Annotated in this window: 14 protein-coding genes and 5 tRNA genes; 16 read left to right on the top strand and 3 right to left on the bottom strand. The window is 35.9% G+C overall.

What is annotated here, in order from left to right; translation table 11 throughout:
• Positions 1–173 precede the first annotated feature (173 nt).
• The 9 genes from IKV95_RS01085 (at position 174) to IKV95_RS01045 (ending at position 8,308) form a co-directional block, all read left to right on the top strand.
• Positions 174–710 carry a YceI family protein gene (locus tag IKV95_RS01085; protein WP_069126362.1) on the top strand — a complete coding sequence of 179 codons (537 nt, stop codon included), beginning with the start codon at positions 174–176 and terminating at the stop codon, positions 708–710.
• Between the two features lie 336 nt (positions 711–1,046).
• Positions 1,047–1,682, top strand: coding sequence for a response regulator transcription factor (locus IKV95_RS01080; protein WP_051457388.1), 636 nt, complete (start codon positions 1,047–1,049; stop codon positions 1,680–1,682).
• A gap of 269 nt (positions 1,683–1,951) precedes the next feature.
• Positions 1,952–2,467 carry a CDP-diacylglycerol--serine O-phosphatidyltransferase gene (gene pssA / locus IKV95_RS01075; protein WP_051457389.1) on the top strand — a complete coding sequence of 172 codons (516 nt, stop codon included), beginning with the start codon at positions 1,952–1,954 and terminating at the stop codon, positions 2,465–2,467.
• A 3-nt stretch (positions 2,468–2,470) separates the two neighbouring features.
• A complete protein-coding gene (locus tag IKV95_RS01070; RefSeq protein WP_029091380.1) occupies positions 2,471–2,959 on the top strand; it encodes a DedA family protein in 489 nt (162 codons plus the stop codon).
• On the top strand, positions 2,952–3,716 hold the full coding sequence (gene asd, locus IKV95_RS01065) for an archaetidylserine decarboxylase (protein WP_029091381.1): 765 nt from the start codon (positions 2,952–2,954) through the stop codon (positions 3,714–3,716). The genes IKV95_RS01070 and asd overlap by 8 nt, the downstream gene beginning before the upstream one ends.
• 15 nt (positions 3,717–3,731) lie before the next feature.
• Positions 3,732–4,280: a DJ-1 family glyoxalase III gene (locus tag IKV95_RS01060; protein WP_069126365.1), complete on the top strand. Its 549-nt coding sequence runs from the start codon at positions 3,732–3,734 to the stop codon at positions 4,278–4,280.
• 207 nt (positions 4,281–4,487) lie between these two features.
• Positions 4,488–6,218 (top strand): pyruvate oxidase, encoded by a 1,731-nt coding sequence (locus IKV95_RS01055; RefSeq protein ID WP_069126366.1) that lies wholly within the window; start codon positions 4,488–4,490, stop codon positions 6,216–6,218.
• Positions 6,219–6,369: 151 nt separating this feature from the next.
• Positions 6,370–6,975 carry a TetR/AcrR family transcriptional regulator gene (locus IKV95_RS01050; RefSeq protein ID WP_029091384.1) on the top strand — a complete coding sequence of 202 codons (606 nt, stop codon included), beginning with the start codon at positions 6,370–6,372 and terminating at the stop codon, positions 6,973–6,975.
• Positions 6,968–8,308 carry an MATE family efflux transporter gene (locus IKV95_RS01045; RefSeq protein ID WP_287451318.1) on the top strand — a complete coding sequence of 447 codons (1,341 nt, stop codon included), beginning with the start codon at positions 6,968–6,970 and terminating at the stop codon, positions 8,306–8,308. The genes IKV95_RS01050 and IKV95_RS01045 overlap by 8 nt, the downstream gene beginning before the upstream one ends.
• A 71-nt stretch (positions 8,309–8,379) precedes the next feature.
• Here IKV95_RS01045 and IKV95_RS01040 read toward each other — a convergent pair whose 3' ends face one another.
• Positions 8,380–8,553: a hypothetical protein gene (locus IKV95_RS01040; RefSeq protein WP_154657734.1), complete on the bottom strand. Its 174-nt coding sequence runs from the start codon at positions 8,551–8,553 to the stop codon at positions 8,380–8,382.
• Between the two features lie 165 nt (positions 8,554–8,718).
• Between IKV95_RS01040 and IKV95_RS01035 the strand changes: the two genes are divergently transcribed.
• Positions 8,719–9,000, top strand: a complete 282-nt coding sequence (locus IKV95_RS01035) for a hypothetical protein (protein ID WP_069126369.1) — start codon at positions 8,719–8,721, stop codon at positions 8,998–9,000.
• 23 nt (positions 9,001–9,023) lie between these two features.
• The gene (locus tag IKV95_RS01030; protein WP_069126371.1) at positions 9,024–9,992 is read left to right on the top strand and encodes an NAD(P)-dependent oxidoreductase; all 969 of its coding nucleotides are present in this window, start codon (positions 9,024–9,026) and stop codon (positions 9,990–9,992) included.
• 12 nt (positions 9,993–10,004) lie between these two features.
• Here the strand turns inward: IKV95_RS01030 and IKV95_RS01025 are convergent, their stop codons facing one another.
• Positions 10,005–10,490, bottom strand: a complete 486-nt coding sequence (locus tag IKV95_RS01025; RefSeq protein WP_183117358.1) for a GNAT family N-acetyltransferase — start codon at positions 10,488–10,490, stop codon at positions 10,005–10,007.
• A gap of 229 nt (positions 10,491–10,719) precedes the next feature.
• On the opposite strand from IKV95_RS01025, the gene IKV95_RS01020 reads away from it, so the two are divergent.
• The 5 genes from IKV95_RS01020 (at position 10,720) to IKV95_RS01000 (ending at position 11,172) form a co-directional block, all read left to right on the top strand.
• Positions 10,720–10,791, top strand: a tRNA-Glu gene (locus IKV95_RS01020).
• Between the two features lie 30 nt (positions 10,792–10,821).
• Positions 10,822–10,894, top strand: a tRNA-Val gene (locus IKV95_RS01015).
• A gap of 31 nt (positions 10,895–10,925) precedes the next feature.
• Positions 10,926–11,006: transfer RNA gene (locus tag IKV95_RS01010), tRNA-Tyr, on the top strand.
• Between the two features lie 9 nt (positions 11,007–11,015).
• Positions 11,016–11,090 (top strand) — tRNA-Gln (locus IKV95_RS01005).
• Positions 11,091–11,099: 9 nt separating this feature from the next.
• Positions 11,100–11,172: transfer RNA gene (locus IKV95_RS01000), tRNA-Lys, on the top strand.
• 176 nt (positions 11,173–11,348) lie between these two features.
• On the opposite strand, the gene IKV95_RS00995 is transcribed toward IKV95_RS01000, so the two are convergent.
• A partial coding sequence (locus IKV95_RS00995; protein ID WP_287451317.1) for an SDR family oxidoreductase occupies positions 11,349–11,964 on the bottom strand: 616 nt, incomplete at its 5' end.

Below are 11,964 nucleotides of genomic sequence, written 5' to 3'. Positions count from 1 at the left end.
TAATTATAGCATAAAATTTTTCGGAAATAGGTACTTAGAAATTATAAAAATGTTTAGTGTCAATAAAAAGAGGGAAAATAACATAGTGTATACTATAAATAACTTGCTTACATAAAGTAAGTGTGTTATTATACATATATAAACAGATAACAAACAAATTAGGAGGAATTAAAATGACAAAAAGTAAATATATCTTAGATGCAGCACATTCTTCAGTGGATTTCCAAGTAAAACACATGATGATTTCAAAAGTAAAAGGAACATTCGAAAAATTTGGTGCAGATATCACAATGGATGTTGAAGATTTAACTACTGCAGATATTAGTTTTACTATTGAAGCAGATAGTGTTAATACAAAACAAGAACAACGTGATGGACACATTAAAGGTGAAGATTTCTTTAACGTTGAAAAATTCCCTACAATTGATTTCAAAGCAACTGAAATCACAAAAAAATCTGGTGACAAATATAACATGGCTGGTGAATTAAGTTTAGCTGGTGTGACTCAACCAGTGACATTTGATGTCACTTTTGAAGGTCAAAGTAAAAACCCGATGGATGGCACTACAGTTGCAGGTTTTTCAGCAAATACAACAATTAGCCGTAAAGATTTCGGTATTGTCTACAATTCACCATTAGAAACAGGTGGCGTGCTTATTGGTGATGATATTAAAATTAGTGTTGAAATTGAAGTTTCAACTGCTGAATAATTAAATAATTTTCTGAAACCTCAGGATGGGAGTATCGTTACTCATCTTGAGGTTTTTTTTATAAAATTTTTTTCTTTAAAAAAATTAGGTCTAATGACACAGAAAAATTAATAAGGGTGAATCAAGCGGCTGTTGTTCTTTAACAATGGACTTTCAAGACTCATACTGTTAGTATTTTAAGAGGATAGACTTAAAGAGGAAGCGGATTTTAAAATAAAATTTACGAAAAATGGCTAGTAATAAGTTTCTTTTTCTAAAAAAGGGGAATGTACCTAAGTACGAGGGTAAATGTAATTTTATTTTTTAAAATTTTAATCTTTATGGGGAGGCAAAAAAATGATTTATATTGAGCTGCGAGGACGTAATATTTTTTGTGAGGGCATAAAGAGTATGTTGGATGAGTCACTGGTTAATGTTATTCAGGAAAATCATATAAAAACAAAGCATTATAGAGCGTATGAAGATGTAAGAACAGCAGAGGCGAAAATTTGTGTGATAGATGCTGAATATTCAGGAAGTAATCGGGTCGATTACAATGAAGCAAAAACAAAGTACGTGCTTTTTTCACAATCATTTAATTCGAGATCATGCAACAATAAAGTAAAAGGGTTCTTTTCTTTTAGTATAAGCAAAGAAAATTTACATAGTGGTTTAGAGGCTGTGCTAAATAAAGAAACTTTTATTGATCCTTTTTTTATGAATAATGTTATAGAATTGAAAAAAGATCGAGGTCTTAATGGTGCAATACGCTATAAGCTTACTGCGCGTGAAAGTGATGTATTACAATTAATCATTGGACAGTTCAATAATGAAAAAATTGCTGATAAGTTAGGTTTAAGTGAAAATACGGTGAAAAATCATGTCAGTCATATTTTGCAAAAAATGAATGTTAAAAGTCGTAATCAAGTCATCTTAAAAGTTCGTTCACATAGTGATATAAATCCAACAGAAGAATATGAGTATTCATTATAAAGGCGTAATTTTTCTTGCAAGCATGTGTTATTTAATAACAATGATGAATATAAAATAAATAGTAGAGCATCTTATAAAAATTAATGCAGAAATGAAAACTGCTGATTTTTAGCAGATGTTCTTTTTTATTGAATGAATAATCTCTGTTGAATGAGCTCATGTACTATTTTTTTTGCTTACAACGTATATATTACTGCAAAATCATTAAAGCGGTATGAAAGAACTATAGAAAGGTATATAATGATAGGGAGATTAGGAAGGAGGTGTCGATGGTGAAATATGTTCCTTCGATACTTACAATCAGTAATTTTATAGCTGGAATCAGTGCTATTTTATTTGCGTCACACGGTTATATATTCTATGCAGTAGTGATGATATTAATGGGAATGCTGTTTGATTGTTTTGATGGTTACTCAGCTCGGCTTCTTAATGTGTGTTCTCCGATTGGAAAAGAACTCGATTCGTTAGCTGATGTTGTGACATTTGGTGTAGCGCCGATGATTATCCATTTTGCAGTCAACGGCATGGGATTTTGGACGATATTAAGTATGTTTGCATTTTCTATTGGAGCGATTGTGAGGCTTGCACGTTTTAACGTGGCACAGTCACAATTGAATTATTTTATTGGTTTACCAGTTCCGGCTGCTGCATTAGTTGCATTACTTATTGTTCAAATATTACCGAGCATTTTATGTGGGTTAGTTATCGTAGTACTCGGTGGTTTAATGGTTAGTAACATCCATGTTAAAAAATTAGGGCATGCGAAAGAAGAAATAGAGGTCTAAGTAATGGATAAAATTGAATGGTTTATTCTTAATTATGGGTATCTTGCAATTTTTGTTTCACTTTTTTTAGGCCTTATTGGACTGCCGGTACCCGATGAAGTTTTAATGACGACGATCGGATACTATTGTAGTGTCGGTTTTTTAAGTACACCAGTTGCAATACTGATTGCAACTTTAGGTTCTTTTTTAGGGATGGTTGTCAGTTACTTTGTTGGGTCTAAAATAGGCCGCCCAATTATTTATCGTGTGGGGAAGTGGATTGGTTTAACCACCAAAAGACTTTTACGTGTTGAAAAATGGATGATGAAGTTTGGTTATTACACAGTAACCTTTGGTTATTTTATTCCTGGTTTTCGACACGCAATTTGTTATTTCTGTGGAATTTCTAAGATTTCATTAAAAAAATATATGGTTTTTGCCTTTGCAGGTGCTCTTATATGGAGCTCGTTTTTTATACTCATTGGTAAATTTATAGGAGTTTTAAATGTTTAATAAATTATTAATTATAGGTGCACGTATTCTTTCATTAGGCTTTTTTTCATATCCGTTGAAGGCGCTAACTTTATCAAAAATAAGTCGTCCATTGATCCCTGTTTTTGCAAAGCATTATCAAATAAATCAAGGTGATATGGTAGCAGATATAAAAAGTTACAAGAGTTTATCTGCATTTTTTGCACGCGAAATTAATTTAGAGAAACGTCCGATAGCAGCAAATGATTGGGTAAGTCCTGTAGACGGATTTGTTCAAGAGTTTGGTGAAATTGATAAAGAACAAACATTTACTGTCAAAGGAACAAAGTATCGATTAAATGAGTTGTTAGATGATCGAACTGCTGGGAAATTTGGTAATGGAGGCAGTTTTATTATCGTTTACCTCAGTCCAAGTCAATACCATCGATATCATTCTCCAGTAACGGGTAAAGTAAAGAAGCTTGCTGAATTTGGTAAGGTCAGTTTTCCTGTCAATGATTGGGGACTTGATAACGTTGATAAATTATATGTTAAAAATCATCGTATTGCTTATCAAATTGGTGAAGAGACCCTATTGATTGCTGTAGGTGCATTGAATATCAATTCGATTGTTGATAGTTATGAGGCGGGTTCTGAAAAACAAGGGCAAGAAGTAGGCTACTTTACGTTTGGATCAACGGTGGTATTACTGTCACCAGATAAACAACTAGAATGGCAGCAAGATCTTGCGCCAGGTAAATTTATTAAAGTACGAAGTGGGATTGCTGACTATAAATAAAGGGGTGTTGATAACATGACAGATGTATTGGTATTTTTAGCTGAAGGTTTTGAGGAAATAGAGGCTATTAGCGCAATTGACATTTTTAGACGAGCAGAGTTTGATGTACAAGTGGCCTCATTAACCAATGATATAACGGTGAAGGGTGCGCATCAAATTGAGGTGAATGCGGATATTACATTAGATACAGTCGCAGAAAAACAATTTGATCTCATCTACCTTCCAGGTGGTGGCGGCAGTGCAGAAGCATTGCGCTCAGATCCTGTTGTGCAACAGATAATTAAACGTCATCACCAAGCGAAATTGAAAATCGCAGCAATCTGTGCGGCACCGATTGCATTGGAAGAAGCGGGTATTTTAAAAGGGCACCATGCTACCAGTTTTCCAGCGATGAAACCGCAAATAGTGACACCAATTTATGAAGAAAAGTCAGTGGTTATTTCAGGGCATATTATTACATCACGTGCTGCTGGAACAACAATTGAATTCGCTTTAACACTTGTTTCAGAATTAGGTTATCCTGATGTAGCGAATGAAATTTCGTTAGCGATTTTGCATAAATAATAAGTTTTAAAGTGAACGATAGTAGGTAACTACTATCGTTTTTAATTTGTGAAAAACAGGGTATTTAACTGTTATAACATAGTATTATCAATGTGTTTGTAAAGTGAGATTGTGAATTGAATTGTTGAAAAATAAAAATATTGTTGTTAGTATGAGGGTGTAATCAAGGAAGATAGAATAGGTTTTCAACTTGAGGAGGAATATAAAATGGCGAAAATTAATGCAGGTAGCGCAGTAGTGAATGTATTGAAAAATTGGGATGTAGACCATGTTTATGGACTACCAGGAGATTCAATTGATCATATCGTTGATGCGTTACAAAAAGAACAGGAAGCTATTAAGTTCATCCATGTGCGTCATGAAGAAGTTGCTTCACTTTCGGCAGCAGCCTATACAAAATTGACAGGAAAAATCGGAGTTGCGTTATCAATCGGTGGTCCTGGGGCGATTCATTTATTAAACGGAATGTATGATGCGAAAATGGATAAAGTACCGCAATTGGTGTTAGTTGGTCAAATACCGAGTGACCTTGCAAATAGCGATTATTTTCAAGAGGTAAATACTTCAGCAATTTTCGAAGATGTTGCTGTCTTTAATAAGGAAATTACTCGTCCAGAACAATTGCCACTTATTGTTGATCAAGCGATTCGTACAGCATATGAGAAACGAGGCGTAGCAGTTGTTATAATTCCTGATGATATTCCTGCTAACAAAATTGTTGATACAGTAGAACGTGTTAAAGAAGCTAAAAAGCCAACACAAGTAGGGTTAAATACGCCTGATTTAGAAGCCGCAGTGGCATTGATTAATGAGTCAAAAAAACCGGTAATGTTAATTGGTACGGGTACAAAAAAAGCGAAAGCTGAAGTTTTGGCTTTTTCAGAACGATTTGATATTCCAGTGATGTCAACCTTGCCAGGAAAAGGAATTATGCCTGATGAACATTCAAATTATTTAGGGAACATTGGGAAAATTGGAACAAAACCAGCTTTTGAAGCAATGCAAGAAGCTGATTTATTATTAATGGTAGGTAATGATTATCCATACGGAACTTATTTACCTAAAGATGTTAAATGTATTCAAATTGAAATAGAACCTTCACGCATGGGGAAAAGACATGATGTTACAGTCGGTATTGTAGGCGATTCCAAAGAAGCGTTGGCGTACTTAACAGCTCATGGTGAAGAAGTAACCAACCGTCCGTTCTTACAAGCTTGTACTAAAAATATGCAAACGTGGTGGAAATGGATGGAAGAGCATATGGCTCGTGACACTTCACCAATCGCACCACAAGCAGTCATTAAACAAATGCAACGTATCGCTGATGAGGATGCTATTTTCTCAATAGATGTTGGGACTTCAACTGTATGGAGCACACGCTATTTGAAGCTAGGCCAAAAAAATGATTTTCTTGTGTCTGCTTGGTTAGGCACAATGGGTTGTGCTTTACCAGGAGCAATTGCTTCTAAAATAGCTTATCCAGATAGACAAGTTATCTCCTTACAAGGAGATGGTGCATTCTCAATGGTAATGCAAGATTTTGCTACAGCGGTTTATTATGATTTACCAATAATTAATGTAGTATTAAGCAATAAACAATTATCGTTTATTAAATATGAACAACAAGCTCAAGGTCAGTTGAATTATGGAATTGATCATGGCGATATCAATTTTGCCAAATACGCAGAAGCGTGTGGTGGTAAGGGCTACCGTGTTGAGAACACCGCTGATTTAGAAGCGGTGTTTACAGCAGCGAAAGCAGATAATTGTCCAGTAATTATCGATGTTGTTGTTGATCCTGAAGCAGCGCCACTACCCGGTAAAATTGTGATGGATGAAGCAAAAGGTTTTGCGAAATTTGAGATTAGAACGGCTTTAGAGGAAAAACGAATTGCGTCAATGCCACCGTTAAAAGATGTAATGCGCCAATTCTTTTAAAATGATGAGTGTTTAATTTTTAATAGAGCAATTGTGATGAACGTATGTGAAATTGGAGCTATCTTCTAAAGATAGTTCTTTTTTTTATTGACATTTTTTTATAAATATCATAAACTGAACAGGTGGTCAGTTTTTTTGAGGAGGTTAATTCATGAAAAAAGAATTGAAAAAGCAAGCGATTCTAGTAGCGGCACAGCGTCTTTTTGTTGAGAAAGGTTATAACGACGCATCGTTGCAAATGATAGCAGATGAAGTGGGGACAACCCGTAGCAATATTTTGTATCATTATAAAAGTAAAGCAGCCCTTTTCGAAATCATTTTAAAAGACTGGGAAGATGAATGGGTTGTCACTTGGGAACGGATTAAAGCGGAAACTTGTCATCCTAGCGTGCAGTTGCAAGGTTTTTTTCATGTGTTTATTTACGAAGATTTACGCCATCCCTTACGCAAAGCCTTTGATGAATTTTTAGGTGATGCAGATTCTAAGCAGAAAGAAAAGGAACGCTGGGTCGAATGCGATCAAGAATCTATTGCTTTTATATTGTCTCGCGGTGTGAGTGAAGGGTACTATAATATCGAAACGGGACAGATGAATACGCATGTGAACCTCATCGTTGGCAGTCTTTATGGCATGTCAGATACAATGCGTCAAGAAAGCGATGAGCAGATAATGTCTGCTTTTAAATTGTTCTTAGAGATATATCTTAAAAAAATAGAAACAGATGTTAATGGGTTTGAAGGAGGAGACAATGAATAAATTAGATGCTATGAAAGATAAAAATCCATTGTTGGTATTTGCGAAATATGCGATACCTTCAATGTTCGGAATGATGCTGATGGCGATAAATGTCGTGATGGATGGTGTTTTTGTCGGTCATGCTTTAGGCGCAACTGCTTTAGCAGCAGTTAATATCGTTATTCCAGTGTACAGTTTTTATGTTGCAATGTCATTATGGATTGGTGTAGGAGCGACGACTCGATACTCACAAGCAATGGGCGAGGGTGATAGAAAAAAAGCACAGACAATTTTCACTCAAGCAGTGTTTTTAATTGTTAGTATATCAATAGTAGTGAGTTCAACTTTAGGATTATTAGGTGATAATTTATTATCATGGTTGGGTGCAAATGCAGAAATTACACCCATGGCATCAGAGTATTTACATATCTTTTTACTATTCGGATTTGTATTAACCTTAGAGAATATGTTGAGTTTATTCGTTAGAAACGATGGTTCTCCGATGTTAGCGATGATTGCATTAATTGTTACTGCTGTTGTTAATATTGGTTTGAATTACTATTTCTTGATTGTATTGAAGTGGGGCATTATGTCTGCGGCATTAGGTTTGATTATCTCTGCAGCAGTAGGTATCCTCGTATTACTTACCCATTTTGTGCACAAATCTAATAATTTGAAGTTTAATTTTAAATTTAAAGGCAATTGGTATTTAAAGAGTTTCTTTTATATCGGTTTCCCGAGTTTCTTAGCTGAAATGGGAATTTCAGTTTTCACGATTGCATATAACATTGCGATTGTAAGTGCAGCTGGAACGATGGGTGCGGCGGCATTTTCGATTGTGAATTACACACACAGTATCGCCTTATTACTATTCCTAGGTTTAAGTTCAGCAACACAACCACTTATTTCGTATTATCAAGGTGCGAAAATGTATAAGGAACAAAAAGCGATTGTGAAGTATGGGATTACGTCATCAGTGATCATTGGTCTTGTGATTATTGTTATAGGTCAAGTGTTCACGACACAGATTATCTCGTTATTTGGTTCATTTACGCCAGAATTAATTGCGTTAGGAACTGAGAGTATTCGTATATTCTTCTTCGCCTATTTATTTATGGGAACTAACTTTGTATTGATTACATTTATGCAAACAAGTGGCCATGTGAATTTTGCGATTTTTATTACGGCTATTCGAGAATTCGTGTTGGTTATTATATTCTTACTTGTTTTAACACCGTTATTAGGAACAGTAGGTGTTTGGTTAGCGGTACCAATTGCAGAGTTTATTATCTGTATTTTACTCAGTGTTTATTTTATAGTTATCAAGCGCAAAGATAAATTAACGGCGTTATAATAAATAAAAAAACGACTACTCCATATGGAGTAGTCGTTTTTATTTATAAAAAAGTACAGATGATGTTTTTTTTAATAATATCGATTGGTTCTTTTTGGTTGATGTTTAAATAATAGAATTGTACCGATAATAACAAAGCAAAAGCCAGCTACACATACAATTAAACCAGTGATGTGTGCAATGCTAAATGAAATTGAGATGGCGGCAAGACCAACGATTAATAATATAATGCCGAACCATTTCATACGACTCCCTCCTCTTAGACAGGTTTGAACTGCTTATCCTGATGTTGTCATAATGATAATCATAAGGTAAAAGCTTAAAATTGTCAAACCTGAATGCACGGCTGTTGCTATCACTTTAAGCAGTGCTTATAATATAAGAGAACGTAGTCATAGAGGAGGGATATTGTGAAAGTAACAGATGAAGCACAAGCTTTTTTAGCACCAATATTAGCAGCTTACGAAGCGTTAGACACCATCTGTGTGTTTGACTCTTCGTGTGATTGTGGGAGTGAACACGGTGACGCAACCCATCATCACCTTTCATTGTCATTAGAAGCGCCTTTGCCAGATGATATTGTGATGCCAATTAATGGGCATTTAAATGTCGCCTGGAACAAAGAACTTAATGAAAAAGTAGCTAATATTATTATTGATTACAACGACGCAGGTTTGTTTGTGCGCCAATAAATTTGCTTGAGGAGGAGAAGAAAATGAAGAATATCATTGTCTATCGAACAATTCAAACGCATTTATTAGAAGAATTGAAAAAGAGTTTTAACGTGAAATACTTACCAGATTATTTAACCACACAAAAAGCAGAATTTGAAGAGGCTCTTCCAACTGTAAATGGTCTTTTAGGTGCAGGGATTGTAATGGGTGCAGAGGAATTGCAAAAAATGCCTCAATTAGAAGTAGTAAGTAATATAACAGCTGGTTTTGATACGCTTGATTGGGATGCCTTTGATAAAGCAGAGGTGAGTATTACTAACGCGCCAGATGCACTAACTCAAACTGTGGCGGATTTGGCGATGGGATTATTACTTGCAGCGGCACGTAGGATAACAACTGTTGATCGTGCTATAAGGGCTAATGAATGGATAAAAGGCCCCCTCGATACAGCAACAGGCCTTTACGGAACAGATGTTTATCAGAAAACAATCGGTATTATTGGATTGGGGCGCATCGGCACAGCGGTGGCACAACGCGCTCATGCTGGGTTTGGAATGGATGTTATTTATCATACTAGATCTCGTCATGAAAATGCTGAAGTAGCATATGATGCCAAACATTACCCTGATTTAGATGGTTTTTTAGAGGCAGCTGACTTTGTTGTCATGCTTGCGCCATACAGTGAAGAAACACATCATTTAATGAATGAAAAAACTTTTTCGAAAATGAAAGATAGTGCTTTTTTCATTAATGTTGGTCGAGGTAAAACAGTGGATGAAACAGCGCTGTATGAGGCTTTAAAAACAGGTGTAATTGCCGGTGCGGGTCTTGACGTATTTGAGAAAGAACCGATCAATCAAAATCATCCGCTATTAACGTTGGATAATGTGGTCGTAACAGCTCATATGGGCTCAGCTACATTGGCAACGAGAAATCGAATGGAACGTGATGCAGTGGCTAACTTAACCGCAGTATTGAACGGTGAAGAACCTCAAAACCGAGTGTTGTAAACTTACATATTTTCACAGAAAATAACTGAGTAAATAATCATCAACAAATTTTCCATCAATATAAAATTCATCTTTGAGATGTCCTTCAATCACAAATTGATGTTTTTGATAAAAAGCTAATGCGCGTGCATTTGATCCTAAAGCACGTAGTGTTAGCTTTCTATAATTATGTTCACGTGCATAGTCTTTTACACGGTTCATTAAAGCGGAACCAGCACCAGCATTTTGAGCTGTCTGAGAAACGGCGATACTTAAACTCAATGTTTTATTACTTGTGGGTAAAGGGGTCGCATTTTCATATTGTAAAACACCTAGAACATGATTATTTTCGTCAACAGCGACAAAATTTGATCCAACAGGGTAACGACTCATATATTCAGAAGTATTATTATAGTGAACAATCCCCGGGGTGTTTTCGACAGTCCACACACTATTTTCAATTGCAACTAATTGTGGATAATCTTCTTTTTGTATTTTTCGAATCGTTAAATTTTTCACTATAATCAGCTCCTTTAAGTTATATAAAATTATATCAGATTTAACAAAAAAAGGGCTTTTAGAAGAGAGTTTGGAAAATTATATAAAAGAAGGAACCCATATACATCAAGGGTAAAAGCTATTTTAAAAAAGAAAAAGATTTATTTTGTTAAAAAGGGTTTACAAATGTGTTTATTCTTTATATAATAGATTTTGTGTTAAGGAACAAATGACACATCAAAAAATCTTAGGCCCGTTGGTCAAGCGGTTAAGACACCGCCCTTTCACGGCGGTATCACGGGTTCGAATCCCGTACGGGTCATTGCTTATATATTAGTTATATTTAGCAGCAGGGGGATTAGCTCAGCTGGGAGAGCATCTGCCTTACAAGCAGAGGGTCGGCGGTTCGAGCCCGTCATCCCCCATTGTTTTTTTAAAACAACTTTAATTTTATATGGAGGAGTAGCGAAGTGGCTAAACGCGACGGACTGTAAATCCGTTCCTTAGGGTTCAGTGGTTCGAATCCACTCTCCTCCACTCTTATAATGGGGTGTAGCCAAGCGGTAAGGCAATGGATTTTGATTCCATCATGCGTAGGTTCGATCCCTGCCACCCCAGCCATTATAATAAGAGCCGTTAGCTCAGTTGGTAGAGCATCTGACTTTTAATCAGAGGGTCGCTGGTTCGAGCCCAGCACGGCTCATATAGTATCTCGGCAGTAGCCGAGGTATTTTTTTGTCTTTTTTTATCACATAGAAATTAGGATGAAAAAATAATAGGGATACACAGCCAACGATTAGTGCTAAAACTTGTAATCGTCTTTTTTTATAAAAAAAGCATTGATGAGTTATCACCAATGCTTTAATCAATAATAGAAGGTTACATGTTCAATAAATAGTCCGATAAGGAAAGTTCACCATTACGAATCGTTAAAATTTTACGGTAGGTATTCTCCTTGAACAGAATTGCTGTAAGGAATGACGCAACGTCAGCACGAGTAATTGCATTATTGCCCTCGTTTGTAAAAGTCGCAAACTTGTTCGTAGCACCGTCATCTGTTAATGTGCCGGGTCTTACTATGGTGTAGGCTAAATCACTTGCAAGAACAGCTTGATCAGCAATACCTTTTGCTTCCATGTAGTAAGCGAGCGCTTCAGGCACTTTATCACTTTCACCGGAGTGGATAGTGCTGACAAGTATAAAGCGTTGTATGCCTTTTTCTTGGGCAATGGTGGCGGCTTTAATAGCGGCTTCTTGATCGATTTTTTTTGTTAATTCAGGACCGCCTTTGCCACCACTACCTGCTGTGAAAATAACCGCATCCATATTGTTGTAGGCAAAACTAAAATCTTCGAGTAAATCACCAATGATAATTTCAGCACCTAATGCTTCTAAGTGACCTCGCTGTTTTTCATCACGAATCATTGCGAAGGGCGTATGTTTTGTTTTTTTTGCAATGTTAGCAACTAATTGTTGCCCAATTTGACCATTTGCT

The sequence above is a fragment of the Brochothrix sp. genome, assembly GCF_017549435.1.
GTDB lineage: Bacteria > Bacillota > Bacilli > Lactobacillales > Listeriaceae > Brochothrix > Brochothrix thermosphacta.
Note: the sequence above shows the minus strand (reverse complement) of the source record. Positions and strands in the feature narration are given on the sequence as shown.

Coding starts and splice junctions, on each gene's coding strand:
- IKV95_RS01085 (WP_069126362.1), top strand. CDS start 174: ATGACAAAAAGTAAATATATCTTAGATGCAGCACATTCTTCAGTGGAT.
- IKV95_RS01080 (WP_051457388.1), top strand. CDS start 1,047: ATGATTTATATTGAGCTGCGAGGACGTAATATTTTTTGTGAGGGCATA.
- pssA (WP_051457389.1), top strand. CDS start 1,952: ATGGTGAAATATGTTCCTTCGATACTTACAATCAGTAATTTTATAGCT.
- IKV95_RS01070 (WP_029091380.1), top strand. CDS start 2,471: ATGGATAAAATTGAATGGTTTATTCTTAATTATGGGTATCTTGCAATT.
- asd (WP_029091381.1), top strand. CDS start 2,952: ATGTTTAATAAATTATTAATTATAGGTGCACGTATTCTTTCATTAGGC.
- IKV95_RS01060 (WP_069126365.1), top strand. CDS start 3,732: ATGACAGATGTATTGGTATTTTTAGCTGAAGGTTTTGAGGAAATAGAG.
- IKV95_RS01055 (WP_069126366.1), top strand. CDS start 4,488: ATGGCGAAAATTAATGCAGGTAGCGCAGTAGTGAATGTATTGAAAAAT.
- IKV95_RS01050 (WP_029091384.1), top strand. CDS start 6,370: ATGAAAAAAGAATTGAAAAAGCAAGCGATTCTAGTAGCGGCACAGCGT.
- IKV95_RS01045 (WP_287451318.1), top strand. CDS start 6,968: ATGAATAAATTAGATGCTATGAAAGATAAAAATCCATTGTTGGTATTT.
- IKV95_RS01040 (WP_154657734.1), bottom strand. CDS start 8,553: ATGAAATGGTTCGGCATTATATTATTAATCGTTGGTCTTGCCGCCATC.
- IKV95_RS01030 (WP_069126371.1), top strand. CDS start 9,024: ATGAAGAATATCATTGTCTATCGAACAATTCAAACGCATTTATTAGAA.